This is a genomic window from Dolomitihabitans soli (assembly GCF_022213955.1).
In the GTDB taxonomy this organism is placed as follows: domain Bacteria; phylum Actinomycetota; class Actinomycetes; order Streptosporangiales; family Streptosporangiaceae; genus Streptosporangium_A; species Streptosporangium_A soli.
On sequence record NZ_JAKNTW010000008.1, the window covers coordinates 240,038 to 265,283 of the forward strand.

Sequence of the window (25,246 nt, forward strand, 5' to 3'; positions counted from 1 at the left end):
GGGGTCGCCGGCCGACCGGCCGGCGGACACGGCCCGGGGACACGGGCACGATCCGGGGGCACGATCCCGGCGGTCTGGTCACGGGCGGGCGCTCGCACCCCGCTGGGAGCGGGGGTGGCCCCGTCCTCGGTCTCGGGGCTCCGCCGAGGCCGGGTCCGGGTCCGGGTCCGGCGGATCGGCTACGGCGGATGGAACCCGGGCGGCTCCAGGGACCACATGGCGGTCAGTGGCCGATCTCGACGTTCTCCAGGATTCCGAGGGCGTCGGGGACCAGGACGGCGGCGGAGTAGTAGACGCTGACCAGGTAGGAGATGATGGCCTGCTCGTTGATGTTCATGAAACGGACCGACAGGCCCGGCTGGTACTCGTCGGGGAGGCCGACCTGGTGCAGGCCGACGACGCCCTGACTCTGCTCGCCGGTGCGCATCAGCATGATGGAGCTGGTCCGGGTCTTGGTGATCGGGATCTTGTTGCACGGCAGGATCGGCACGCCGCGCCAGGCCGGGATCTTGTTGCCGCCGAGGTCGACGCTCTCGGGGTAGACGCCCCGCCTGCTGCACTCGCGGCCGAACGCGGCGATCGCGTGCGGGTGGGCCAGGAACGTCGTGGGCTCCTTCCACACGGTGGCCAGCAGTTCGTCGAGGTCGTCGGGGGTGGGCGGGCCGGTCCGGGTATGGATGCGCTGCTTCAGATCGGCGTTGTGCAACAACCCGAACTCCCGATTGTTGACCAGCTCGTCCTCCTGACGCTCACGCAACGCCTCGATCGTCAGCCTGAGCTGCTGCTCCACCTGATCCATCGGCTGGTTGTACAGATCGGCCACCCGCGTGTGCACCCGCAACACCGTCTGCGCCACACTCAGCTCGTACTCCCGGGGCGACAGCTCGTAGTCCACGAACGTGCCCGGCAGCACCGGCTCGCCCACGTGACCGGACGCCACCTCGATCGCCGACTCGCCGTAAGGGTTCTGCGGGCCCCGGGGTCTGCGGGCGCCTTCGAGATGGGTGCGCAGCGACTCCGACCGCTCGACCAGGTCGTGGAAGTCCTGCCTGGACAGGGCCAGGACCGTGCACCCGGTCACCGCCTTGATGGTGTAATCCCAGGTGTCGGGCTCGGCGATCACCTCCTGGTCGCCGAAGTAGTCGCCGTCGGCCAGCGTGCCGAGCACCGTCTGGTCGCCGTACTCGCCCGCGCCGATCCGGCTGACCTTGCCGTGCGCGAGCAGCACCACCTGGTCGGCCGGCTGACCGGACTTCACGATCGCGTCGCCGGCCTCGAAGTCGCGCTGGACGAAGCGCTCGGCCATCGTCTCCAGGACGTCCATGTCGCCGAAGCCGCGCAGCAGCGCCAGCTCGGCCAGCTCCGCCGGGATCACCCGGACCTCCGCGCCGGTCGAGGTGAAACTCACCCGCCCGTCGCCCACCGCGTAACTCAACCGCCGGTTGACCCGATAGGCGCCACCCGAGACCTGCACCCACGGCAGCGCCTTCAGCAGCCACCGCGAGGAGATCCCCTGCATCTGCGGGACCGACTTGGTCGTCGTCGCCAGATTCCGCGCGGCACCGGTGCCCAGGCTCAGTTGCGAATGAACCTCAGCACCTGTCTCGACCGTCTCCGTCACAACGAACACCACCATTCTGCATCGTCGGATCTGAAGGAAAACTCGAAACACAGAGCGAAGGGTCGAACGCACGCCGACTGTGCTGTCCGCCCTGAGCAGCGAGGTTGATCGGTCTTTCTTGATGACGAAAAGTTGTTGAACTTTTCTCTTTCATGACACGGGCCAGTATGCTTCGCGGCCAATCGGAAAGTCAATTGAAACTTTATTCGCATTGCGCGGGTGTGGATATTCTCTTTAGGGCACGACATTTCCGCTATAAACGCATCTTCGCCACGAGTAGCGATATTTCGGAGCAAGTTGCCGTCTGATGAGGCTGGTGTCCTCCCGGCGACCGATGCAGGCACCTCCAGGCCCCGCGCAGGGCCCCGCGCAGGCCCCGCGCAGCGCCCGTGACGTCCCCGTCCAGGCACCGTGAAGGCGAACCGGGGCTCCGGTGAAGTACAGGGTGGAAGCCACAGAAGGGACCCCCACGTATGACGGCTCCACCGGATGTGACGGATGATCCGCTGACATGGGTCGACGACGTCGCGCTGATCGAGCGGTCCCGCCGCGATCCCGACCGGTTCGCGGTGCTCTACGACCGCCACTTCACGGAGATCCACCGCTACCTGGCGAGCCGCCTGGGCGGTGAGATCGCCGACGACCTCGCCGCGGAGGTGTTCCTGGTCGCCTTCCGCAAGCGCGACACCTTCGATCCCGCGCGCGGGGCCGTACGGCCCTGGCTCTTCGGGATCGCCACCAACCTCGTGTGGCGGCACCGCAGGAGCGAGACGCGCCGGCTGGCCGCGTTCAGGCGGGCGCCGGTGGAAAGCGGGACGGTGGACGGGCACGAGGAGCGGGTCGCGGCACGGCTCATCGCCGCGAGCGTTCAGGAACGGCTCGCGTCGGCGCTGCGCGACCTGCCCGCGGGCGATCGCGACGTGCTGCTGCTCGTGGCCGTCGCCGAGCTGAGTTACGACGAGATCGCCCAGGCGCTCGACATCCCGTACGGCACCGTCGGGTCCAGGCTCAGCCGGGTCCGCAAGAAGCTCCGCGCCGTCTTGGGCGGCGTCAACCCGATGCTCGGAGAGACAGATGGATGACCTCACCCCGGTGCGGGACCTGCTCGCGTCCCCGCCGCCGTCCGAGGAGGTGGTCGCCGCCGGCCGCGCCCGGCTCCGCACCGCCATGGGCACGGACGGCACCGAACAGGTACGGCGCGGCCGCAGCGCGGCTAGGTGGACGGCGCTGGCGACGGGCCTGCTCGGCGTGGCCGCCGCGGTGACCATCGTGATCATGCCGGGCACCGGCGCGGACTCCCCCGGCCGGGCGCCCATCTCCCAGACGCCACTCACCCAGCCGTCCGCCAGGCAGATCCTGCTGGCCGCGGCGGAGTCGGCGGCGAAGGCTCCCGCAGACGGCGCCTACTGGGTCATCAAAGACTCGACGGGCACCGTCTTCCTGGAGCCCGGCGGTCGCTACGTCCTCCAGCAGAGCGCTTCCCAGGAGATGTGGATGGCGCCGACCTCCGGAAAGCAGGGCTGGCGCATCGTCCAGAACCTCGGGGCGAAACCGGCGACCGCCGAGGACGAGAAGGCGTGGCGGGAGGACGGTTCGAAGGACCGCTGGACCTTCTCCGGCCCCCACCCGGAGTTCGTTCCGGGCGAGAGCTTCATCACCGAGACGGGTGAGCGGACGGCCCACCGGCTGCAGGGCAAGTGGCTCGGCTCAGCCGGGCACCTGGGGAAGAACCCGATCTCCGTGAAAGAGTTGCGGCAGATCCCGGCGGATCCCACCGGACTGCGCGCCTACCTGGAATCCCGCATCACCAGCATGTACGGCGACATGCCCGCCGTCGATCTCGACGATCCGAAGGAGATGGAGTACCGGATCCACGGAAGTCTGATGGAGATCGTCGTCTTCCTGCCGGTTTCTCCAGAAGTCCGGGCCGCCGCCTACAAGATCATGGCGTCCCTGCCGATGATGGAGGCGGCGGGCGAGGTCACCGATCCGCTCGGCCGTACCGGCCAGGCCATTCTCTACAGGCACACGGAGGGCGGAAAGGAGATCGTGAACCGGATGATCGTCGATACGAAGACGGGCCTGACGCTCGCCCGTGAAACGATCACTCAGGGGCGGACGGAGGGCGGCCGGGCGGTCGAGCTCAAGAGCTTCACCGCGTACGAGGAGATCGGCTGGACCGACGAGGAGCCCGACCTTCCGTCCTGACCTTCCCACCGGACCGTCGCGGGCTTTCCTGCCGGACCGTCGCGGGCTTTCCTGCCGGAATGCGTGCCAGCGCCTTGCGCGGGTGCCCGCGCGGCACGGGTGTCTTCGAAGCGCTCCCTGGCCGGCGCCCAGCCCTCGCGTGGACGCCCGGACCGGCTCAGGCGTGCTCCGGGCCCGCCGTACTGTCGGGGGTCTCCCGCCGGGCCCGCCGAGTCTCCGGCTCGGCGGGGCTCCCGGCGGCATCACTTCCGCCAGCGGGGTTCCCGGCGGCGGGGCTCCCGCCGGCGTGGCGGCCGCCGGCGGGGCTCCCGCCGGCGTGGCGGCCGGAGACCTCGGCGGCGCGGCTGAGCCGGGCGGCCATCGCGGCGGCGTGTACGGCCAGCTCGGGCGGTTCGTGGATGTCGAAGTCGACGCCGAGCAGCGAGACGTAGACGGCCAGTTCGTCGAGCGAGTCCGAACCGGTGTGCAGCAGACAGGTGCGCTCGTCGATCGCCTCCAGCCTGCCGACCGTGGGCGCCACCCGTTCGGCGACCGCCTCCGCCGGCGCGTGCAACGTGATCCGGGCCTGGTGGCGGTAGGCGCCGGTGGAGACGGCCCGGGAGGTGAAGCCCGCGAGATCGGGCTCGGGGGGCTCGCGCGGGGTGAACCTCGGACCGGTGGGCAGGCGGGGGCGCAGGCGGTCCACCCGGAAGGTGCGCCAGTCCTGCCGGTCGGTGTCCCAGGCGATCAGGTACCACCTGCGGGCCGAGTGCACCAGGCGATGCGGCTCGGAGACGCGCAAGGTTTCGGTCCCGTCATGGGCGACGTAGTCGAACCTGAGCCGCTGGTGGTCGCGGCACGCGGTGGCGATGGTGGTCAACGTCGCCGGATCGACGGTCGGGCCTCCGCCGTACATCCCGACCATGACCGTCTGCAGCGCGTTGACCCGGTGCCGCAACCGTGCGGGCAGCACCTGTTCCAGCTTCGCCAGCGCGCGGACGGAGGTCTCCTCGATGCCCGCCACCGTGCCCCCCGCCGCGGTCCTGAGCCCGACGGCGACCGCCACGGCCTCCTCGTCGTCGAGCAGCAACGGCGGCAGGGCCGCGCCGGCGCCGAGCCGGTAACCCGCGACGCCCGCGCTGGCGTGCACGGGGTAGCCGAGTTCGCGCAGCCGGTCGACGTCACGGCGGACCGTTCGCGCGGTGACCTCCAGCCGCTCGGCCAGTTCGGTGCCGGACCAGTCGCGATGCGTCTGCAACAACGAGAGCAACCGGAGCAGTCGTGCCGATGTCTCCAACATGGTCCGTAGTCTGACATCAACCTAGGACCGAAGCCGTCCTAGGTGGGTCGTACCGTTGCCGACATGGACGAAATCACGCCTTTCCACCTCGACATCCCCCAGTCCGACCTCGACGACCTCCACGACCGGCTCGCCCGCACCCGCTGGCCCGACGACCTCCCCGGCGTCGGCTGGGCGTACGGCGTTCCGGTCGGCTACCTGCGCGAACTGGCCGCGTACTGGCGCAACGGCTACGACTGGCGTGCGCAGGAGGCGAGGATCAACGAGTTCCCGCAGTTCACCACCCAGATCGACGGGCAGAACATCCACTTCCTGCACGTGCGGTCCCAGGACCCCGGCGCCATCCCGCTGATCGTGACCCACGGCTGGCCCGGCTCCGTGGTGGAGTTCCTCGACGTCATCGGGCCGCTCAGCGAGTCCTTCCACCTGGTGATCCCCTCGATCCCCGGTTTCGGCCTCTCCGGCCCGACCGGCGAAGCCGGCTGGAACATCGACCGGGTGGCCCGCGCCTGGGCCGAGCTCATGCGCCGCCTCGGCTACGACCGCTACGGCGCCCACGGCGGCGACACCGGTGCCGTCGTCTCCGACACCCTCGGCAGGATCGACTCGGAACACGTCATCGGCGTGCACGTCAACGGCGCTCTCGGCTTCCCCTCCGGCGACCCCGCCGAACTGGAGGGCCTCACCGAGGCCGAGCAGGCTCGCGTCGCGGGCTACTCCAACCAGGACGGGGTCGGCTACGCGATGATCCAGTCCACCCGTCCGCAGACGCTCGCCTACGGGTTGCACGACTCCCCGACCGGCCAGCTCGCCTGGATCGTGGAGAAGTTCAAGGAATGGACCGATCCCGCCGCCGCCCTTCCCGAGGACGCGGTGGACCGCGACCGACTCCTCACCAATGTGACGCTTTACTGGCTGACGGGCACCGCGGGGTCGTCGGCACGGCTGTATCGGGAGGAGGCCGCTTCCTGGGGCAAGCCTGCTGAACGGTCCCTTGTTCCGTGTGGTGTCGCGGTATTTCCCGGCGATCTCGGTATTCGGAGTATCGCGGAACGGGAGCATGAGATCGTGCATTGGTCTGAGTTCGACCGTGGGGGGCATTTCGCGGCAATGGAGGCACCGGATCTGCTTGTCGGGGATATCCAGCGCTTTTTCCTGCGCTTCCGGTAAACCGGGCGGCTTGGCGGGCTTGGTGGCTTCGGTGGACAGCCGGCACCCAGAGCCCGGGAGGGATGTGGCAGAGCCGACAGATCGCCACCTTCATCCCGCCGCCACAGAACGACATCGGCGACTATGGTCTGCTATGTCCGACCAAACGTCGTAGATCGAAAGGCCCGCGCTGTGCGTAGCTCATTCTTCGGGAACCTTGACCAAGCTCAGCTCCCTGGAGATTTCGCCCTGCAGAACTCCAAGATGCTACGCGTGGAACTGAACGGGGAGGTGCTGGCCAAGCAGGGGGCCATGGTCGCGTTCCAGGGCCAGATGGACTTCAGCTACGAAGGCTCCGGGGGCATGGGCAAGCTGCTGAAGAAGATGGTCACCGGCGAGGGCACCCCGCTGATGCGGGTCCGCGGCCAGGGCCGGCTCTACCTCGCCAACGACGCCGACGACATCCACCTGTTCTTCCTGGAGAACGAGGCCCTGACCGTCAACGGCGCGAACCTCCTGGCGTACGGCCCGCAGCTCGCGACGGACATCCAGCGCGTGCAGGGTGCCGGAATCGCCTCGGGCGGCCTGTTCAACACGACGGTCAAGGGCACCGGGTGGGTGGCGATCACGGCCCACGGGACGCCGGTCCTGCTGGACACCGCGCAGGCGCCCACCTTCGCCGACGGGCAGTCGGCCGTGTGCTGGAGCGCCGGGCTGCAGGTGGGGGTGAACCGGACGGCCAAGCTGGGCGCGCTGGTCGGGCGGGGCAGCGGCGAGGCGATGCAGCTCGCCTTCCAGGGACAGGGTTTCGTCTTGGTCCAGGCCAGCGAAGGGCCCGCCGTACCGCCCCACAATCACGGCAACTGAACACTTCACACTGGGATGAAATGGGACGTATCAAAGCTGGTGAAGCACTAGCCTCGCCTGCATGACGTACGGCCCGCCACACCCGCAGCAACCCCGCCGACACGGGGAAGAGCAGCCGTACCAGCCGCCGCCGTACCAGCCCGGCTACCAGAATCAGCAGCACCAAGGGCAGCCGGGCTCCGACGGCCGGCCGTACCAGGGCCGGCCCGGCCCCCACGGCCAGCCGGCCCACCAGCAACCCCAGAGCCGGCCGTACCCACAGGGCTACCAACCCCAGAGCCAGCCAAACCAGTACCAGGGCCAGGCGCCGCACGCACAGCAGCACCGGTACGGCCGGCAAACCCAGCACCAGAACCAGCAGACCTACCAGCAGCCGGCCGGTCCGCAGCCGTTCGTCATCGATGTCGGGGCCGACGCCAAGGTCAAGTCGATCGTCGGCGGCAGCGTGGCCGGCGGGATCGGGCTGATCGCCCTCCTCTCCGCGGTCGTGGGCGCGGTGAACGGCGGCATCGGGACGCGGATCACCGTCGCCTTGCTGGGAATCGTCTTCCTGGCCATCGGCCTGCTCCCGGTGTTCGCCTGGCAGAAGCTCGCCCGACCGCGCGAGCTGATCTTCGAGGCGGACGGCGTCCGGTGGGACGACCCCGAGGGACGGCCGTGGGCGGTCCAGTGGCACGAACTGGCCGGCGTGCGGATCTCACGCACCCAGCAGCGGCGGGTGAAACCCGCCGACTACATCATGCGCAAGGTGATGGTACGGCTCGACCTCTTCCCCGCGGACCCCGGTTTCCGTCTCAGACACCCGGAGATGGAACACCTGTGGGAGTTCCATCGGGTGCGAAACGGTTACCGGTTGCCCCTCGGGTCATCGCCCAAATTCATCCCGGTGATCGACAACGCCATGCGCCAGCTGCACCCGAGTGTCTATCAGGGCGTTCAGGACGAGGGATTCATGGTCGGCTTGGTCTAGTCGGTCTGGTCGGTCTAGCGGTGCCCGCGCGAGCGGAACTTGTCCAGCAGGCCGCGCAGCTTCTGCTTGTTGCGCGGGTCATTTGCCATCCGCTTGGCCTTCTCGACGTTCTGCCGCCCCTGAGGGCTCTGGATGTAACGTCGCACCTTGTCCATCAACGTAGCCATATCTCACCTCTACCCCGAATCGCGCAGTTCACCGGTGAGTCCGGTCACAAGAGCCGGCTGCACCCTCCAGAGTGCTCAGTTCACCGGGGTGACAGGGTCGCGGCCCGCCAGCACCTCGGCCACATTGGAGACCGACAGACGGCACATCCGCTCGCGGGTGGCGGTGCCCGCGCTGCCGATGTGCGGGGTCAGCACGGCGTTCTCCAGGGTCAGCAGCTCGGGATCGACCTTCGGCTCGCCGTCGAACACGTCGAGGCCGGCGCCCGCGATGTCGCCCGCGCGCAACGCCGCCACCAGCGCCCGCTCGTCGACGATCCCGCCGCGCGCGGTGTTGACGAGGATCGCGGTGGACTTCATCCGGCGCAGGGCGTCGGCGTCGATGAGGTGCCGGGTGGCGGGGGTCAGCGGGCAGTGCACGGTCACCACGTCGGCCTGTTCCAGCAGCTCGGGCAGCTCGACGAACCGCACGCCCAGGCGGTCCTCCTCGGTCAGGCTGGACGAGGTGGGCGTGGCGAGGATCCGCATGTCGAACGCCTTGGCGCGGCGGGCGACGGCCCGGCCGATCCGGCCGTAGCCGATCACCCCGAGGCTCGCGCCGGCGCTCAGGTCCAGGCCGAGCAGCATCCGCGGGCCCCACACCCAGGGGGTCTGCTCACGGAGCAGCCGGTCGCCTTCGAGCACCCGGCGGCCGGCGGCGAGGATCAGCGCCATGGTGAGGTCGGCGGTCGCGCCGTCGAGCACGCCGGGGGTGTTCGTGACCCGGACGCCCCGCGCGGTCGCCGCCGGCACGTCGATGTTGTCGTAACCGACCGCCGTGTTGGCGACCACCTTCAGGCCGGGGCCCGCCGCGTCGAGGAACTCCGCGTCGATCCGCTCGGTGAGCGTGCACACGACGGCGACCGCCCCCGCCACGTCACGCAGCAGCGCGTCGCGGGTCGGCGGCTCCTCGCCGCCGACGACGACCGGATGGCCGAGGTCACGCACCGCCGTCATGGCCGCGTCGGTCAGCGTCCTGGGCACGTACACGTGTGTCACTACGGCTCCATCCTGGGAAACGGCCGGTCCACCACCCGGCTCCACATCTCGGCGAACAGTTTCCAGCGTGCCTCAACGGTCTCCTGCCATCCGGGCCGGGGCTCGATCCGGCGGGACCGCGGGGCGGGCACCATGGTCCCATCCGACGTCTAGGCGGCCATCGCCGCAGCCCCCATCGCCGGGAGAAACGACTCGTCCACCAGATCCACCGGACGGCCGAGCAGGTCGGCGGCGACGCTCAGGGCCACGCCGCCGTTGGTCGCGGAGTGCCGCAGCCACCGGCCGGGCCGTACGGCGGCGGTGACAAGACCTGTGCGAAGGGTTTCGCCAGACTTGGCATCGCCGCGGCAACGCATGGCGAATGTCTAGATTGTGGTTGCCCGTCCCATACACGACTCCTCGTAACGTCGTGCGCATGGCTATCTGGCGTACACCCGACGGACTCGAAGTCGCGGTCACGGTAGTGAACAACCGCCCATGCCTCCGCATCTCCCGCTGGCACGACGGCCTGCACACCTTCATCGGCTACTGCCCGGACGTGCGGGAACTGGCCAAACTCGTGAACCTGGCCGAGCTGGTCCTGGTGTGATCGCCTGCCGGATCGGCACCTCCACATGAGGCGAGGGTTGCCGTTTCATGAGGCGTGACGACCTATACATGAAGAAACAGGTGGATGTCTCCATGGGTACTGGCATTCACCATCAAGCAACGACAGAGAGGATGTCACCCGAATTTATCGGGATAAGTGCGTGCCATCGGTATGTCGGGCGGACATGCCCGGAGGCATGCCGGGGGATCACATGCGAACCAACCTGCTGCGGATCCGGGGCACCGTCGCCGTCGCCGCATTGGCGATCGCGGTCGTGTTCCTGGTGGTCGGCCTCGTCATGGCCGGCCGGCACCCGCTGGTCACGCTGGGCGTGGCGCTGCCGTTGCTGATCCTGCTCGGCGCGCTGGCCTGGTGGCTGGCCGGTCGGACCCTGCACGGCTTCGACGAGACGACGGAACGGCTGGCTCGGGCGATGGAACGCGAGCGGCGATTCGCCTCCGACGCGTCCCACGAACTGCGGACACCGCTCACCGGCCTGCGCACCGGCATCGAGGTCGCGCTGGCCGATCCCACGGGAAGCGACCCCTGGCAGGCGCTCCGCGAGGCGCTCAGGGGCTCGGAACGGCTCCAGGCGGTCATGGACGACCTGCTGGCGCTCTCCCGGCTGGACGCCGGCGACCTGCCCGAGGTGGGCCGCGTCGACCTGGCCGACCTGGCGCGCACGGTGGTCGCCCAGACGCCGGTACGGATGCCGGTGTCGACCCACCTCGTGCCCGGCCTCGCCGTACCGGGAGATCGCACGCAGCTCGCGCGGCTGCTCAGCGACCTGCTCTCCAACGCGGAACGGCACGCGGAGAGCTCCATCGCGGTGGTCGTGACCCGGGTGGCGGGCGAGGCCGTGCTGGAGGTCAGCGACGACGGCACCGGGATACCGCCGGCGGAGCGCGAGCGGGTGTTCGAGCGCTTCACCCGGCTGGACACCGCGCGCAGCCGGGACGAGGGAGGAACCGGGCTCGGGCTGGCGCTCGCCAGGGAGATCGCCGCCGCGCACCGGGGCCGGCTCGCCATCGAGGAACCCGCGGTCGGCCAGGGCGCCCGGTTCGTCCTGCGGCTGCCTCTCTCCGACGATTAGGCGCGGGCACCGGCGACGACCTGGGACGGCTCCGAGACCGCCCGCTCGGGCTGGCGGTCTCGGGCACCCGCCTGGGGCAGCTTCGAGACCGCCCACTTGGGCGGGCGCCACCTGAGTGGCGGCCTGGGACGGCTCGGAGACCGCCCGCTCGGGCGGGCGCCACCTGGGGCACCGGCCTGGGACGGCTTCGATACCGCCCGCTCGGGGGTGGGCGCTATGACCTCGGGCGGGCGCCCCCATGCGGCGGCCTGGGACGGGCCCCGAGACCTGCCCGCTCGGGATGGGTGCGATGACCCCCGGGCGGGGTGGCGGTCATGCCGAAGGTGAGTGGTCGGTGCGGCGTTTTGTCGGGGGCCGGTGAAACAGTGGTTCGCATGAGCGATTGGCACGACGTCCGGGAGAGTCTGCGCACCTACGCGCTCAGCCTGCCGGAGGCATGGGAAGACCACCCCTGGGGCGAGACCGTGGTCAAGGTCGGCAAGAAGATCTTCGTCTTCCTCGGCATCGACGAGCCGACCGAGAAGTGGGCGCCCGGCTTCACGGTGAAGCTGCCCGAGTCCGGCGGCCACGCGCTCGCCGTACAGGGGGCCGCGCCCGCGGGCTACGGGCTGGGGAAGGCCGGGTGGGTGCACCTCCCGTTCCAGACGGCGCTGCCGGAGACCGAAGTGCTGATCGACTGGGTCGAGGAGAGCTACCGGACCGTCGCCCCCAAGAAACTCGTCGCTCGTCTGGACGAGTAGACGTTCCTCCGGTCTGCAGAAAGCAGACCACCTGGGTGACCGGCTGAACGCACAGCACGCCCGGCATGTCCGCGGCCGACTGGTCCTGCTTGATCCGATCACCGGCTGGGCGGCCGGCTGAACGTCGACCACTTCTCCCGGCTTCCGGCCCTGAGCCGCCGCGCGATCTGCCACGGCGCCGACTCACGGGCGGGTTTCGACCAGCGGGCATGGCCGGCAGGCGGGGCGTAGCGGCGAGCGGCACGCACGCTGGAGGAGCGTTGGCCCCGCGGACCGGGCCACGGGCGGCGGGAGGCGCCGGCCTGGCGTGCCGTACGCATGCCGGGGTGGGGCTAGGGGAGGAGGACGACCTTGCCCGTTGTGGCCCGGGACTCCAGGGCGGCGTGGGCGGTGGCCGCCTGGGCCAGGGGGAACGTCTGGACGGCGGGCACGAGCGCGCCCTCGGCCGCCGCCGCCAGCGCTCGGGTCTCGTCGGCCGGCATGACCTCGGGGCTGCCGATCAGGAGCGCGAGGGCGTCGATCATGGTCACGTCGCGCGCCTTCAGCACTTCGGGGTCGGGGTGGAACTCCTGCCGGGAGGCGGCACCGAAGGTGATCATGCGTCCGCCGTCGGCCAGCAGGTCGAACGCCGCCCGCGCCTTCTCGCCGCTGACGCCGTCGAGGACGACGGTGACCTCGCGCCCGCCGAGCGACTCGCGGACGGTTTCGGCCCAGCCCGGCTCGTTGTAGTCGACGGCGTGGTCGGCGCCGAGATCCCAGACGGCTGCCACCTTGGCGGGGCCGCCCGCCGCGGCGACGACCTTCGCGCCGAGCCGGCGGGCGTGCTGGACGATCAGGCGTCCGATGCCACCGGCCGCGGACGTGACGAGGACCACGTCATCGGTGGTGAGCCCGGCGATGTCCAGCACGCCGATGGTGGTTCTGCCGGTGACGACCATGGCCACGGCCGCCTCGTGGCTCAGCCCGCCGGGCATCCGGTGCAGGGCCGCGACATCGGCGACCGCCAGTTCGGCGTACCCACCTGGCCGGCCGGCCGAGGTCACCACGTCCCTGCCGATCCAGTCGGCGTCGACACCGGGGCCCACGGACTCGACGGTCCCCGCCACCTCGCCACCGAAGATCGCGGGAAGCTCCGGCAACGGCGGCCCGATCGCCAGCCCGGCCCGCATCGCGGTCTCGATCAGGTGCACGCCTGCCGCTTTCACGGCGATGCGCACCTGGCCGGGGCCGGGCACCGGATCGGGGACGACCTCATAGCGCAGATTCTCGGCGGGACCGAAGGTGTACAGAACCACGGCGTGCATTGGGCGCTCCCTGTGGGCGTGACTACTCGACCCTTCGACGATGCAACCTCAACTTAAGTAGAGGTCAAACCGGCCTCGCGTGTCGGAGGTCGCGGCCACCCTGACGTACGGCTTGGCATAATGGCGCAGACCGGAAACGGCTCTCGAAAGGGATCTCATGGCGTGCCGTATCAGTGAGCTTGTCCTCGACTGCCACGACCCGGACCGGCTTGCCGCCTTCTGGTGCGAGGTGCTCGACTACGTGGAGCTGGATCGCGACGACGGCAGCATCGAGATCGGTCCCCGTGAGGGCTTCGGCGGCCCTCAGCCGACGATGATCCTCAGCCCTTCGGAGGATCCCAAGACCGGCAAACTACGGCTGCACATCGACGTCAACGCCACCGACCGCGACCAGCCCGCCGAGTTGGAACGGCTACTCGCCGCGGGAGCGACCCCCGTCGACGTCGGCCAGACCGGCGAGGAGTCCTGGCACACCCTCGCCGACCCGGAGGGCAACGAGTTCTGTCTCCTCCGCACCCGGCTCTCCCCTCTCTGACGAAAGACGACCGAACCGCCTCCTGATCTCCGGCATCAGCCGGGATGCCCTGAGGCTTCCGACCCGGATGCCGACCGCGCCGGCCTGCGGGGTGGGGATGGGGAAGTCGGCAAGGCCGGGCACCTCCCGCAGCGGTTCCGCGGCGGCCAGGGGTGGGGATGTGACCAGCTCATCGCGCGAGTCGCAACCCAGGCGCGACGAACCGTTTCACGACGCCGAGAGGTGAGATGGAGTCGTGTCACATCGAGGGTGACCCTACCGTCGCCCACAGGAGGAGGCCGGAAACCGGCCAGACGGCAGGGTCTGAAGTACTCGGGGCCTGATCAGCCGCAGTGCTCAAAGCGCGATTAATACCAAATATCCGTTCCGAGGCCCTGAGGAGGATTTCCGCCGTACGCACCGCCCCACTTGATGCATTTTCCTGCGGCGAGCGTGGACCCTGCGGACCGTTCCACGGGCGGCGCGGGGGCCGGCCTGGCTTGCCGTACGTGGTCGGCGGAAGCGCAGTGGGTCAGGTTACGGGCAGGCGGTGGGTGTACTTCTCGGCGCGCCAGAGGTCCTTGGAGAGGACGTCGGTGAGGGTGGCGGCGGCGTCGAAGACGTCGACGTGGCGGAGGTAGAGGGGGGCGAAGCCGAAGCGGAGGATGTCGGGGGCCCGGAAGTCGCCGTGGACGCCCCGGTCGATGAGGGCGCGCATGACGGGGTAGCCGTCGGCGTGGTGGAAGCTGACCTGGCTGCCACGGCGAGCCGGATCCCTGGGCGTGGCCAGGCGGAGGGTCTCGATCGGCGCGAGGAGGTCGATGAAGAGCGAGGTCAGGGCGATGCTCTTGGCCCGGACGGCCTGCATGTCGACGCGGTCCCAGATGTCGAGGGCGGCTTCGAGACCGGCGAAGGAGAGGACGTGGGGGGTGCTGACGGCGAAGCGGCGGATGCCGTCGGCGGGCCGGAAGCCGGGTTCGAAGGCGAACGGTTCGGCGTGGGCGTACCAGCCGGTGAGGACGTTCTCGGCGGCGGCCTGGTGGCGCGGGTTGACGTAGAGGAAGGCGGGGGCTCCGGGGCCGCCGTTGAGATACTTGTAGGTGCAGCCGAGGGCGAAGTCGGCCTGGGAGACGTCCACGGGGAGGGCGCCGACGCTGTGACAGAGGTCCCAGATCATCAGCGCCCCGGCGGCCTGGACCCGGGCGGTCACCTGGCCGACGTCGTGGCGGGCGCCGGTGCGATAGTCGACCTCGGACAGGAGTACGGCGGCGACCTCGTCCGTGAGAGGGGCCTCGAAGGGACGGATCTCGTAGCCGCCGAGCAGGGTGGCCAGGCCCTCGACGACGTAGCGGTCCGTGGGGAAGTTGGCGACGTCGGAGACGATGACACGACGTCCCGGGCGGAGCCGGAGAGCGGCGGCGACGGCCTGGAAGACGGCGATCGAGGTGCTGTTGCCGACCACGACCTGACCGGGGCCGGCGCCGATGAGCGGGGCCAGCCGGTCGCCGGTGGTGAGGGGCTGGGCGTACCAGCCGGCGGTGTTCCAGCCGCCGACCAGCTCGCGGCCCCATTCGTCCTCTACCGTGCGCGCGACCCGCGCGGCGGCTCCCCTGGGCATCGCTCCCAGGGAGTTGCCGACGAGGTAGATCACCCCTTCGGGCAGGACGAACTCGTCCCTGAACGCCGCCAGCGGGTCGGCTTCGTCGAGGGCCGCGCAGTCGGCACGGGTGAGGGTCACGATTCACCTTCCAAGAAGTTGTCCAGGAAGCGGAAGGCGTTGCCGCCGAGGAGTTTGGCGCGGGCCTGGTCCGACAGGAACGCGGCCTCCCGGATGAGCCCCCCGACGGGCGACTCGCCGAGCGGATAGGGGTAGTCGGAGCCGAGCAGGACGCGGTCCTCGCCGAAGGTGTCGACCAGCAGCCGCAACGCCCGCTCGTCGAAGACGACGGAGTCGACGCTGAACCGGTCGAGATAGTGCGAGGGCGGATGCTCGGAGACCCCGATCACGTCGGGCCGCCGGTGCCAGGCGTTCTCGAACCGGCCCAGCCAGAACGCGAACGACCCGCCGCCGTGCGCGAAGCACAGCCGCAACGACGCGGGCACCCGGTCGAACACGCCCCCGAGGATCAGCGCGAGCACCGACAGATGGGTCTCGGCGGGCATGCCGACCAGCCACTGGGCCATCCACCGTTCCAGCCGCGCCCCGCCCGGCATGTCCCAGGGGTGCACGAACACGGGCGCTCCCACCGAGGCGCAGTGCGCCAGGAACTCGACCACCCCCGCGTCGTCGAGATCCCGGTCGCCCACGTGGTTGCCGATCTCGACCCCGGCGTGCCCGGCGGCGAGGCACCGGTCGAGCTCGGCGCAGGCCAGTTCGGGGTCCTGGAGCGGCACCTGGCAGAAGGGGACGAGCCGCTCGGACGCGCAGATCTCCAGCGCCAGGTCGTTGAAGATCCGGCTGACCCGTACGGCCTGCGCGGCGGGCCGCTCGTAGGAGAAGAACACCGGCGTGGGTGAGACGACCTGGACGTCCACCCCGTCGGCGTCCATGTCGTCCAACCGCCGGGCGGGATTCCAGCAGTCGTCCTGGATCCGCCGGAACTCCCGGTCGCCGAGCAGGATCATCGCCTCCCGCTCGGAGTCGATCCTGAGCCGGGGCGCCTGCGGCCAGCCGAGATCGGGCCAGCCGCGCGGGACGTGGTGCGAGTGAACGTCGACGATCAAGTTCAGCCCTTGCCGGGGTGGAGGGTGCCGCACGCGTCGCAGGTGCGCGCCTTCTCGTCGCCGTAGAACGCCTCGAAGACGGGCGGCAGGTCGGAGACGATGTCACGGACCTGGAGCGCCACGTCGTGGACGAGCGCGCCGCACGACGGGCAGTACCACTGGAACCGCTCCAGCGTGCCCTCCGGCCGGATCTTCTCCACGATGAAGCCGATCGACCCGGCCTCCGGGCGTTGCGGCGAGTGCGGCACGTTCGGCGGCAGCAGCCACATCTGCCCTTCGCGGATGTGCACGGTGTCCGGTCCCTCGGAGGTCATCACGTTGACGTGCATGTTGCCGCGCACCTGGTAGAAGAGCTCCTCGTAGGGATCGACGTGGAAGTCGGTCCGCGCGTTCGGCCCGCCGACGACCATCACGATCAGGTCGTTCGCACCCTCGAAGATCACCTTGTTGCCCACCGGCGGCTTGAGCAGGTGCGCGTGCTCGTCGATCCATCGAGTGAAGTCGATGGGTGGGATCATGATCGCTCCTCTGGCCGGTAGGCGACGGCCTGCATCTCGATGAGCAGGTGCGGATGCGGCAGCTGGTGGACCGCCACCGTGGTGCGAGTCGGGCCGGTCTCGTCGAAGTAGCCGCCGTAGACCTCGTTGTACCCGCCGAAGTCGTTCATGTTCACCAGGTAGGTCGTGATCTGCACGAGGTCGCCCAGGCCGGCTCCGACGCCGGCGAGCAGCCGGCCGATGTTCTCGATCACCGCGGCGGTCTGCTCGCGGATGTCCAGGCTGGTGGTCCCGAGTTCGTCGGCGGCGGCCCCCGCGATCGTGTTGTCGGGGCGCCGCGCGCTGGTGCCGGAGACGTAGACGAAGTCGCCCGCCCGTCTGACATGGGGGTACCGGCCGCGCGGGGTCACCCCGGCCGTCACGTGAACACCGCTCTCACCGAGCCGAGTCCGTCGATCCGCGCCTCGAAGACGTCGCCGGCCTCGACCGGGACCACGGGGCCGAGCGAGCCGGTCAGCACCACGTCGCCCGCGCGCAGCGGGTGGCCGGTCGTGCGGAGGGTGTTCGCGAGCCAGACGGCGGCGTTCAGCGGGTGGCCGAGACAGTCGGCGCCGGTGCCGGTGGACACCTCCAGGCCGCCCTTGGTCATGGTCATCACCGCCGCCCCCAGATCGAGGCCGGTCAGCGGCCTGGGCGTGTTGCCGAGCACGAACGCGCCGCTGGAGGCGTTGTCGGCGACGGTGTCGACGAGCGTGATGTCCCAGCCGGCGATCCGGCTGTCCACGATCTCGATCGCGGGCAGCACGAAGCCGACGGCCCTGATCACGTCGGCCACGGTGTACGGCCCGCCGGCCAGGTCACGGTCGAGCACCAGCGCGACCTCGGCCTCGGCGCGCGGCTGGAGGAACCGGCCGGTCTCGATGGGCAGCCCATCCAGAAACGCCATGTCCTGAAACAGCATGCCGAAATCGGGCTGATCGATCCCGAACTGCTGCTGCACCAGCGGGTTCGTGACCCCGATCTTCCTGCCGACCAGCCTGCGCCCCGCGTCGAGCGCCCCACGCGTGTTGATCTCCTGTACGGCGTAGCCGGTCGCGGCGTCGGACCCGCCGACGACGTCCCGGATCGGCGGGCACGGCTTGCCGCTCAGCTGGGCCTCGCGCAGCATGTCGGCGGCCGTGCCCAGCAGGTCGACGGCCTCGGACCACTCGTCATCCATCGTCTTGCTCCAGCTTCATCGTGATCGTGGTGGGCTCGGAGTAGAAGTCGAGCGAGTGCACCCCTCCCTCCCTGCCCACGCCCGACAGCTTCACCCCGCCGAACGGCGTGCGCAGATCGCGCAGGAACCAGGTGTTCACCCACACCAGGCCCGCCTCGATCGACTGGGCCACGCGGTGCGCCCGGGAGAGGTCACGCGTCCACACCGTCGCGGCCAGGCCGTACTCGCTGTCGTTGGCCAGGGCGATCGCCTCGGCCTCGGTGTCGAACGGCGCGATGTGGCACACCGGCCCGAAGATCTCCTCGCGGTTCACCCGGGAGCCCTCCGGCAGACCGGTGAGGACGGTCGGCTCCACGAAGTAGCCGCCGTCGCGCTCGTCGCCGAACCCCGGCACGCCGCCGCCGGCCAGGATCTCGGCCCCCTCCTCCGCGGCGGCCACGTAGCTGGAGAGCACCTTGTCGCGGTGCTCCGCCGAGATCATCGGCATCAGGCCGGTGGTCACCAGCTCCTGCGCGCGTTTGGCCAGGCGCAGGGCGAAGGGTTCGAAGACGCGGCGCTCGACGTACAGCCGTTCGGTGCACAGGCACACCTGGCCGCCGTTGGTGAACACCGAGCGGACCGCGCCCTCGACGGCGGCGTCCAGGTCGGTGTCGGAGAAGATCAGCCCGGCGTTCTTGCCGCCCAGTTCGAAGGAGATGGGCTTGACCCGGTCGGCCACCGACTTCATGATCGCCGACCCGGTGCGGCTGGACCCGGTGAAGGTCACCGCGTCGACGCCCGGATGCTCCGCCAGGAGCCGGCCGGTGCCGCCGAAGCCGTTGACGACGTTGAGCACCCCGGGCGGCAGGCCGATCCCGGCGGCGATCTCGGCCAGTACGGCCGCCGAGCCCGGCGTGTGCTCCGACGGCTTGACCACCACCGTGTTGCCCGCGACCAGCGCCGGGCCGAGTTTCCAGGTCATCAGCAGGAACGGCAGGTTCCACGGGACGATGACGGCCACCACGCCCAGCGGGCGGCGCACGGTGTAGCTCAGGGTGCCCGGGAGGTGGAACGCGCTCTCCGGGCGCTGCGCGGCGATCTCGGCGAACGCGCGGAAGTTCGCCGCGCCGCGCGGGATGTCCAGCTCGCGGGCCTGGGCCACCGGCTTCCCGGTGTCGGCGACCTCGGCGGTCACCAGGTCTTCGAACCGCTCCTCGATCGCGTCGGCGAGCCTGCGCGTCCAGCCCGCCCGCTCGGCCACCGGCAGCGCCGCCCAGGCCGGGAGCGCCTCTCTGGCCGCCGTCACCGCCCGGTCCACGATCTCGCGGTCCGCCTCGCAGACCTCGCCCACCACCCGGCCGGTCACCGGATCGTGCACCGGGAAGCGCTCGCCCTCGGCCACCGGTGACCCGCCGATGAAGTGGGCCCTCGTCGTCTCCATATCTATCGGTATAGAGGTACGGCGCGGCGTTGGGCAACAACGTGACGCGGAACGCCGCGCTCGACCGGCCCTAGATCGCGAGATGGCGCTCCTGTCCTGCTCTGCGCCGCTCACACCCTTCCAGCCCACCCGTGTAGCACTGGGCCATCTGTGGTGATTCGTACGCCAGGAGAGCGACCTTTCCGAAGCGCCACCTTCTCGTACCCTGGTAGACCCTCTATATGGATCATGTCTGGCATATGTGGGGACATGTCATCCTCCCGGCTGCATTGGGGTTGCCGGTGGCCGCGCTCCTCACCCGGCTCCTCGCGCGTCACCGGACCCGCCGAGGTCACCCCGCGCCGATCCGGACCGCCGTCGCCGACATCCTCATCCCGGCCGGCACCCTGCCCTGGCTCTGGATGATCCTGACCCCGCAGCCGGGCCCCGGTGGCGTGAGCCTGCTGCCGTTCCACGATCTCGCGGCGCTCGCCGGCGTCGCGCCCCGGACCGCGTTCGTACAGGTCGGGGGCAATCTTCTGGTCTTCGCGGCGCTCGGCGCGCTGCTGCCCGCACGCTCCGCCCGGTTCGCCGGCCTGGCCCCCGTCGCCCTGACGGCGGCCGGTGGATCACTCCTGGTGGAGCTCCTCCAGTACGGCCTCCGGCTCGGCCGGGTCGCCTCGGTGGACGACCTCCTGCTCAACACGGCGGGCGCGGCACTCGCCGCCGCTGTTAGCCGTCCGTGGTGGGCACCCCGAATACCGGCCAGGATCGGTCCATAGTTACGGTCAGTAAAAACCCTTGACGATCACCACACGGGCACGATCCACTCAAAAGAAGCTCGGGACCAACCTCCGTATCTGTGCGATCGTGGACAAGACGGGGCAAGTTCTCTGGAGACGCCAAACCCGGTTGGTGACAGAGGGTGATCATAAAGTGTCGGAATCCCCGGTATCCCACGAGCCCCCGATCTATCGGCGCATCGCCGACGGGCTTCGCAGCGCGATCCTGTCCGGCGAACTGCGAGATGGGGATCGATTGCCGGGCGAGAACGCTCTTATGGCGGAGTACGGCATAGCGCGGGCGACAGCGAGGCAGGCGCTTGCCGTACTGATCAACGAGGGGCTGGCCGTGCCCAAACGCGGCTCGGGAGTCTATGTCCGGAGGTTCAAACCGATCAGGCGGCACGGTTCCCGCCGGCTCGCCCGTGACCAGTGGGGACAGGGCCGGGCGATCTGGGAGGCCGACACCCGCGGCAGGCCGTACACGGTCGACGCGGTGGAGATCGTCAGGGAGCGCGCAGGCGAGAGCGCCGCACGGATCCTGGACAGCACGGAGGTCTGGGTACGGCGACGCCGCTACTCGGTCGACGGGCGGCCCGTGCAGTACTCGACCTCGTGTTTCCCCGCCGAACTGGTCGAGGGAACCGCGATCACGCTGCCCGACACGGGCCCTGGCGGCGTCTACGCCAGGCTCGGCGACCTGGGGCACGCCCCCGCCCACTTCAGCGAGGAGGTGCAAGCCAGGATGCCGCACCCGGAGGAGGCCACGTTACTCGGCCTGCCGGCGGGAACGCCGGTCATCGTCGTCGCGCGGACGGCCTACACGGCGGGCGGCACGCCCATCGAGCTCAACACCATGATCCTTGACGCCGCTTCATACGTACTCCAGTACGATTTCGACGCCTGAGTCAAGCGAAAAGGTCAAGCGATAGGTTGACCTGTCCCTTGAGATCATAGATATCTCTAGAGATGTGCCTCACCTTCGTAGATGAAAGGTCGCATACCGGGCCCCTGGGAAAGGGTGAACAGATGTCCTTCGACCGGCATCTCGCCGAAATCGCCCGGGAGCATCCCGCGTGGACCATTTGGAGAAGTGATGCGGGGCGGTGGTGGGCCACCCGCCACCACCCGCTGAACTCGGTCGAGCGAGAGGCCGGGCTGGCCATGACGATCGACGCCGACACTCCTGACGGCCTGCGCATCGAGCTCACCGATCAGCGGCAACGGGCCGACGGCATCGGCTCCGAACCGTGACAGACGTCCCGTGGAACGCACCGTGCCCGTGAGGGGGGCGTTCCACGGGACCCATCAGCCGCCCGGTGCCGGGGTTTGCGGCTCAAGCGGTCCCGGCGCCGGGCCCCCAATGCGCGGAAGCCTCCGACCCGATCGGGGGCGGGGGTTTCCGCCTGGTGAGTTCGCGCGAGGCGGAGAACCTCTCTCCGCCCCGCGCGAACCACTTACCAGGTCTCTTCTCCAGGGACGAGCAAGCCCTCACTGACCAGCCTCCGTGACGGGCCTCAGTGCCGGGCCTTACTGGCGGGCCTGGGAGAACGGTTCGCGAACGTCGGTGTCGTCGTCCTCATCGTTGACGATCACCCGGATGTCGACCTCGTCCGCGTTCTCCTCTACCAGCTTGCGGACCTCCTGGGTGGCGTCCGGGCCGTCCTGCAGGGCGTCCTGGGGCTCGTCGACGGCGTCGACGAGCACGGGGTCGACGAGCTCGGGGGCATCGACGGGCGCGGGGGCGTCGACGAGGCCGGGGCCGTCGACGAGCGCGGGGCCGTCGCTCATCAGCGCACCCGCCGCGCTCTCCTGGTGGAGCAGGTCGCCGAGCACCGAGCCGATCTCGTTCAGGCGGCGCATGACCTCACCGTGCGTGTCGGTCAGGTAGGACACCCGCCGGCCCGTGTGCTCCTCCAGGGTCGTCGCCTGCTGCTGCGCGGCGGTCAGCGTGGCCTCCGCCTCGGCGTGGGCGGCCGAGACGGCGGCCTCGGCCTCCGCCCTGGCCGCCCCCAGCGTGGTCTCCGCCTCCGCACGCGCGCCGTTGACGGTCTGCTCGGCCTCCTGACGGGCGGCGCCGACGGTCCGCTCGGCCTCGCTCCGCGCGGCGTGCAGCCTCTCCTCGGACTCCTGGCCCGCCGAATTCCTGGTCTCCTCGGCCTCGGCCCCCGCCTGCGCCATCATCCGCTCGGCCGCCGCGGTCGCCTCACCCACCCGGCGCTCGGCCTCCGCCTGCGCGGAGGACAGCAGCGCCTCGGACTGCTCGCGGGCCGAGGTCATCAGCCGGTCCGACTCCACCGCGGCTTCCTCGCGCACCTTCGCGGCCTCGGATTCGGCGTCATCCTTCTTCTGGGCGGCCTCCTCCTCGCCCAGCCGGAGGATCTGCGCGAGCCTCGGGCTCAGATCGTCGTAGTTCTGCGGTGCCTCGACGATCCTCCTGCGGGCCTCCGCCAGCTCGATACGGCCCTGCTCCGCCTGGTCTATCGCCCGTGCCAGCCGCTCCTCAAGGTCCCTGATCTGGTTCCGGGTACGAATCATGTAGTCGTGGACCTGACGACGGCTGTAGCCGCGCATGACGACCTCGAAAGAGTCGTCATGCATCAGGTCGGGAAAGCTTTCGTGCTGGTTTGTCATGGCACTGCCCTGGGGGTCTACGAGGTGGAGGAAGATCAACGGTCGTTGGGGGGCCGGAACGTCACGTCAGGAGACGACCTTCCTGCTTACTGCCCAAGTCCGCAACCGGAACGCCCCAATAGCATGAACCCATGAAGGATCACCCCTACGTCGCAAGCCTCGGCACCGATACCTTTCCTGACATCCACCCAGAAGCCTATGTCGCGCCAGGCGCGGTCGTCGTCGGCAAGGTACGGCTGGACCGCGCCGCCAACGTATGGTACTGCTCCGTGCTGCGGGGCGAAGACGAAGCCATCGAGGTCGGCGAGGAGTGCAACATCCAGGATCTGTGTTGTCTGCACGCCGATCCGGGCGAGCCCGCCGTGCTCGAACCACGGGTGAGCCTCGGCCACAAGGCCATGGTCCACGGCGCCTACGTGGAGACCGGCGCGCTGATCGGCATCGGCGCCATCGTCCTCGGCGGGGCGCGGGTCGGCGCCGGCTCGCTCGTCGCCGCCGGAGCCCTGGTCCCGCCCGGCCGTAAGATCCCCGCCGGAGTCCTGGCCGCCGGGATGCCCGCCAAGATCCTCCGGGACCTCACCGACGAGGACCGCGCCTCCTTCGCCGGCACTCCCGACACCTACATCGCCAAGGCGGCGCTGCACCGCGGCGCACGCCCCGTTCAGTAGGGGCGGTGCGCGAACGCGGGCGCCTGCGGGGCGTCTAACATGGCCGCCGTGCGACAGTGGGACGGTTTTGCGACCATCGAGGGTGACGTGCGCGCGATGGTCGCCGATCCGCGCTGGCCTGGACTCCCCGCCCAGGCCAAGCTCCAGGCCGTCGCCGCGCGGATGCTCGTCACGCCCGACGGCGGCCGGTGGCTGTTCGGGGCGCACGCGCGGTGGTACCGCCTGGACCCGGCCGACGGCCGGTGGCACCTGTCCGCACCGCCGCTGGACCACACGCTGAGGTCGGCCGCGCACGTGGTGCGGCACACCACGATGCTCGGCCCCGACCTGGTGCCCGACGGCCCCGATTTCTCCTTCGAGGGCGGTTCCACGCAGGGTTTCGTCGGCCCCGACGTGCCCGTGGGCATCACGGAGCGGGTCCGCGCACTGGTCGTCTCCCGGCGGCCGGTGCGCAAGGAGGACTTCCCGATCACCACCGAGCCGTTCACGGCGATCTTCGCCGGCGACGTGTCCAGCACGGTCGCCGCCGTGTGGGGCACGCTGATGTGGTGCGCCTACGCGCCCGCGTTCGACGGCAACGAGGTGCTGCTGTCGATGTTCGGCGAGTTCCTGCGCCGCGCGCTGCCGGGCGACGAGTGGGTCCGCTGGCTGCATCCCGTCTCCCTCGACGACCTGGCCGGGCTGTACGCCGAGCGGATCAGGGCCGACACGCCGAAGGCCGGGTTACGGCTGGTCGCGCTGATGGCCAACACCGCCGACGCCGTACTTGAGGACGACCGGTTCCGGCCGCGGGCCGAGGCGCTGCTGGCGATGCTCGAACCCGCCCTGCGCGCGCCCGGCCTCGACCATGACGCGGCCCGCAGGGGCGACGCCGAGGTGCGCCGGGCCTGGCTGGCCCGCTGCCCCCCGCAGCTGTCCCGGGCGGTCGTGTCCGAGACGGCGCCCGGCGAGCACTTCAGGCACTCCATGTACGACCTCATCGAGGCGCTCGGCTATCTCGGCAGGCGCCGGGCCGACCCCCGCGTGGTGGCCGCGTCGCTGCTCGCCGCGGACGTCTCGGCGGTCGCGCCGGAGTCCGCCGCGCGGCTCTACCCCTGGCTCGACCCCGAGCTCCGGCACGTGCTGCACGCCACCCTGACCGACCCCGCGCACGCCCTGCGCCGCCTCTGGCCGGTGGACGGCGACCTCCCGGCCGCGCTGCACCCGCCAGACAGGGGTACGGCTGCCGCCCTGCTGGGCGCGGCCTACGCCACCGGGCTCGCGTGGAGCCGCCTGCTGGAGGTCGAGACGCCGAGCAACGGCTTCGCCACGGCCTCGGCGACCGTGCGCCGGCTCACCCATCACCGGGACGACTAGTTCCGGATCAGCGGCATGGAATCCGGTTAAACCAAATACGCAGTCATTTTCCCCTTACTTGGCCAATAGGCGGCTAATACTTTGCCCTACGCAAGATTCACTGAATTGTGATCTCAGCCTCGGGAAATGATCCTCTGTGGAGCACCCGGAGAGGCCGCAGGGAATGGTCCCGATGGGCCATGTCGCGGAAAGGACGCCCGTCGTAACCTCGAAGTGGGTGTGGGCTGCGGAAGGAAGGACGACGCGGTGGGGCACGACGACCTGGACTCTCGGGTCCACGACCGTGTCGCGTTGGACGAGATCGCGCTTTACGCCGAGGTGCTCAGCGCAGTGGCCATCACTGAGCGGCGGCTGACCTTGGCAGAGCTTGACAACGCGCTCGGATTGCGGACTTCGGCGAGTTGCTGAGGACCATCACAATGACCTAGTCC

26 protein-coding genes and 1 pseudogene are annotated in these 25,246 nt (G+C 70.1%); 14 read left to right on the forward strand and 13 right to left on the reverse strand.

Annotated elements, in window-relative coordinates; all coding sequences use genetic code 11:
• Positions 1–223 precede the first annotated feature (223 nt).
• Positions 224–1,621, reverse strand: coding sequence for a family 2B encapsulin nanocompartment shell protein (locus MBA17_RS18830; RefSeq protein ID WP_455432791.1), 1,398 nt, complete (start codon positions 1,619–1,621; stop codon positions 224–226).
• A gap of 473 nt (positions 1,622–2,094) precedes the next feature.
• Between MBA17_RS18830 and MBA17_RS18835 the strand changes: the two genes are divergently transcribed.
• Both MBA17_RS18835 and MBA17_RS18840 read left to right on the forward strand, forming a co-directional pair.
• Positions 2,095–2,703 (forward strand): RNA polymerase sigma factor, encoded by a 609-nt coding sequence (locus MBA17_RS18835; protein WP_238497803.1) that lies wholly within the window; start codon positions 2,095–2,097, stop codon positions 2,701–2,703.
• Positions 2,696–3,829, forward strand: coding sequence for a CU044_5270 family protein (locus MBA17_RS18840; RefSeq protein ID WP_238497804.1), 1,134 nt, complete (start codon positions 2,696–2,698; stop codon positions 3,827–3,829). The genes MBA17_RS18835 and MBA17_RS18840 overlap by 8 nt, the downstream gene beginning before the upstream one ends.
• Before the next feature lie 334 nt (positions 3,830–4,163).
• Here the strand turns inward: MBA17_RS18840 and MBA17_RS18845 are convergent.
• Positions 4,164–5,108: pseudogene (locus MBA17_RS18845) on the reverse strand (helix-turn-helix transcriptional regulator); the annotation flags it as partial.
• 63 nt (positions 5,109–5,171) lie between these two features.
• Between MBA17_RS18845 and MBA17_RS18850 the strand changes: the two are divergent.
• The 3 genes from MBA17_RS18850 (at position 5,172) to MBA17_RS18860 (ending at position 8,094) form a co-directional block, all read left to right on the forward strand.
• Positions 5,172–6,278, forward strand: a complete 1,107-nt coding sequence (locus MBA17_RS18850) for an epoxide hydrolase family protein (protein WP_238497806.1) — start codon at positions 5,172–5,174, stop codon at positions 6,276–6,278.
• A 171-nt stretch (positions 6,279–6,449) separates the two neighbouring features.
• Positions 6,450–7,124, forward strand: coding sequence for an AIM24 family protein (locus MBA17_RS18855; RefSeq protein WP_238497807.1), 675 nt, complete (start codon positions 6,450–6,452; stop codon positions 7,122–7,124).
• A gap of 61 nt (positions 7,125–7,185) precedes the next feature.
• On the forward strand, positions 7,186–8,094 hold the full coding sequence (locus MBA17_RS18860; protein WP_238497808.1) for a hypothetical protein: 909 nt from the start codon (positions 7,186–7,188) through the stop codon (positions 8,092–8,094).
• Between the two features lie 14 nt (positions 8,095–8,108).
• On the opposite strand, the gene MBA17_RS18865 is transcribed toward MBA17_RS18860, so the two are convergent.
• The 3 genes from MBA17_RS18865 to MBA17_RS18875 all read right to left on the reverse strand — a co-directional run bounded on the left by MBA17_RS18865 (position 8,109) and on the right by MBA17_RS18875 (position 9,652).
• A complete protein-coding gene (locus tag MBA17_RS18865; protein ID WP_238497809.1) occupies positions 8,109–8,261 on the reverse strand; it encodes a hypothetical protein in 153 nt (50 codons plus the stop codon).
• 75 nt (positions 8,262–8,336) lie between these two features.
• A complete protein-coding gene (locus MBA17_RS18870; protein ID WP_238497810.1) occupies positions 8,337–9,296 on the reverse strand; it encodes a 2-hydroxyacid dehydrogenase in 960 nt (319 codons plus the stop codon).
• Between the two features lie 149 nt (positions 9,297–9,445).
• A complete protein-coding gene (locus tag MBA17_RS18875; RefSeq protein WP_238497811.1) occupies positions 9,446–9,652 on the reverse strand; it encodes a hypothetical protein in 207 nt (68 codons plus the stop codon).
• A gap of 59 nt (positions 9,653–9,711) precedes the next feature.
• Between MBA17_RS18875 and MBA17_RS18880 the strand changes: the two genes are divergently transcribed.
• The 3 genes from MBA17_RS18880 to MBA17_RS18890 all read left to right on the forward strand — a co-directional run bounded on the left by MBA17_RS18880 (position 9,712) and on the right by MBA17_RS18890 (position 11,718).
• The gene (locus MBA17_RS18880) at positions 9,712–9,885 is read left to right on the forward strand and encodes a hypothetical protein (protein ID WP_238497812.1); all 174 of its coding nucleotides are present in this window, start codon (positions 9,712–9,714) and stop codon (positions 9,883–9,885) included.
• A 211-nt stretch (positions 9,886–10,096) separates the two neighbouring features.
• Complete coding sequence (locus tag MBA17_RS18885) at positions 10,097–10,978, forward strand: sensor histidine kinase (RefSeq protein WP_238497813.1); 882 nt, start codon at positions 10,097–10,099, stop codon at positions 10,976–10,978.
• 374 nt (positions 10,979–11,352) lie between these two features.
• Complete coding sequence (locus MBA17_RS18890) at positions 11,353–11,718, forward strand: MmcQ/YjbR family DNA-binding protein (protein WP_238497814.1); 366 nt, start codon at positions 11,353–11,355, stop codon at positions 11,716–11,718.
• Positions 11,719–12,050: 332 nt separating this feature from the next.
• Here MBA17_RS18890 and MBA17_RS18895 read toward each other — a convergent pair whose 3' ends face one another.
• Positions 12,051–13,022: a zinc-binding dehydrogenase gene (locus MBA17_RS18895; RefSeq protein WP_238497815.1), complete on the reverse strand. Its 972-nt coding sequence runs from the start codon at positions 13,020–13,022 to the stop codon at positions 12,051–12,053.
• A gap of 157 nt (positions 13,023–13,179) precedes the next feature.
• Here MBA17_RS18895 and MBA17_RS18900 point away from each other — a divergent pair, with 157 nt between their 5' ends.
• On the forward strand, positions 13,180–13,557 hold the full coding sequence (locus tag MBA17_RS18900) for a VOC family protein (protein WP_238497816.1): 378 nt from the start codon (positions 13,180–13,182) through the stop codon (positions 13,555–13,557).
• 511 nt (positions 13,558–14,068) lie between these two features.
• Here the strand turns inward: MBA17_RS18900 and kynU are convergent.
• The 6 genes from kynU to MBA17_RS18930 are packed head-to-tail and all read right to left on the reverse strand — an operon-like array spanning position 14,069 to position 19,396.
• Positions 14,069–15,277, reverse strand: a complete 1,209-nt coding sequence (kynU, locus tag MBA17_RS18905) for a kynureninase (protein ID WP_238498004.1) — start codon at positions 15,275–15,277, stop codon at positions 14,069–14,071.
• Positions 15,271–16,260, reverse strand: a complete 990-nt coding sequence (locus MBA17_RS18910) for an amidohydrolase family protein (protein WP_238497817.1) — start codon at positions 16,258–16,260, stop codon at positions 15,271–15,273. The genes kynU and MBA17_RS18910 overlap by 7 nt, the downstream gene beginning before the upstream one ends.
• 2 nt (positions 16,261–16,262) lie before the next feature.
• The gene (locus MBA17_RS18915; protein ID WP_238497818.1) at positions 16,263–16,778 is read right to left on the reverse strand and encodes a 3-hydroxyanthranilate 3,4-dioxygenase; all 516 of its coding nucleotides are present in this window, start codon (positions 16,776–16,778) and stop codon (positions 16,263–16,265) included.
• Positions 16,775–17,179: a RidA family protein gene (locus MBA17_RS18920; RefSeq protein ID WP_238497819.1), complete on the reverse strand. Its 405-nt coding sequence runs from the start codon at positions 17,177–17,179 to the stop codon at positions 16,775–16,777. The genes MBA17_RS18915 and MBA17_RS18920 overlap by 4 nt, the downstream gene beginning before the upstream one ends.
• The gene (locus MBA17_RS18925) at positions 17,176–17,976 is read right to left on the reverse strand and encodes a 2-keto-4-pentenoate hydratase (protein ID WP_238497820.1); all 801 of its coding nucleotides are present in this window, start codon (positions 17,974–17,976) and stop codon (positions 17,176–17,178) included. Before MBA17_RS18925 ends, MBA17_RS18920 begins: the two co-directional genes overlap by 4 nt.
• Positions 17,969–19,396, reverse strand: a complete 1,428-nt coding sequence (locus MBA17_RS18930; protein WP_238497821.1) for an aldehyde dehydrogenase family protein — start codon at positions 19,394–19,396, stop codon at positions 17,969–17,971. Before MBA17_RS18930 ends, MBA17_RS18925 begins: the two co-directional genes overlap by 8 nt.
• Positions 19,397–19,665: 269 nt before the next feature.
• Between MBA17_RS18930 and MBA17_RS18935 the strand changes: the two genes are divergently transcribed.
• The 3 genes from MBA17_RS18935 to MBA17_RS18945 all read left to right on the forward strand — a co-directional run bounded on the left by MBA17_RS18935 (position 19,666) and on the right by MBA17_RS18945 (position 21,411).
• Positions 19,666–20,157, forward strand: coding sequence for a VanZ family protein (locus MBA17_RS18935; protein WP_238497822.1), 492 nt, complete (start codon positions 19,666–19,668; stop codon positions 20,155–20,157).
• A 154-nt stretch (positions 20,158–20,311) separates the two neighbouring features.
• Positions 20,312–21,064, forward strand: coding sequence for a GntR family transcriptional regulator (locus MBA17_RS18940; protein WP_238497823.1), 753 nt, complete (start codon positions 20,312–20,314; stop codon positions 21,062–21,064).
• A 122-nt stretch (positions 21,065–21,186) separates the two neighbouring features.
• Positions 21,187–21,411 (forward strand): hypothetical protein, encoded by a 225-nt coding sequence (locus tag MBA17_RS18945; RefSeq protein ID WP_238497824.1) that lies wholly within the window; start codon positions 21,187–21,189, stop codon positions 21,409–21,411.
• Positions 21,412–21,687: 276 nt separating this feature from the next.
• Here the strand turns inward: MBA17_RS18945 and MBA17_RS18950 are convergent, their stop codons facing one another.
• Positions 21,688–22,758, reverse strand: coding sequence for a coiled-coil domain-containing protein (locus MBA17_RS18950; protein WP_238497825.1), 1,071 nt, complete (start codon positions 22,756–22,758; stop codon positions 21,688–21,690).
• A gap of 164 nt (positions 22,759–22,922) precedes the next feature.
• Here MBA17_RS18950 and MBA17_RS18955 point away from each other — a divergent pair, with 164 nt between their 5' ends.
• Positions 22,923–23,459 (forward strand): gamma carbonic anhydrase family protein, encoded by a 537-nt coding sequence (locus MBA17_RS18955; protein ID WP_238497826.1) that lies wholly within the window; start codon positions 22,923–22,925, stop codon positions 23,457–23,459.
• Between the two features lie 39 nt (positions 23,460–23,498).
• Positions 23,499–24,815 (forward strand): hypothetical protein, encoded by a 1,317-nt coding sequence (locus MBA17_RS18960; RefSeq protein WP_238497827.1) that lies wholly within the window; start codon positions 23,499–23,501, stop codon positions 24,813–24,815.
• The last annotated feature ends 431 nt before the right edge of the window (positions 24,816–25,246 follow it).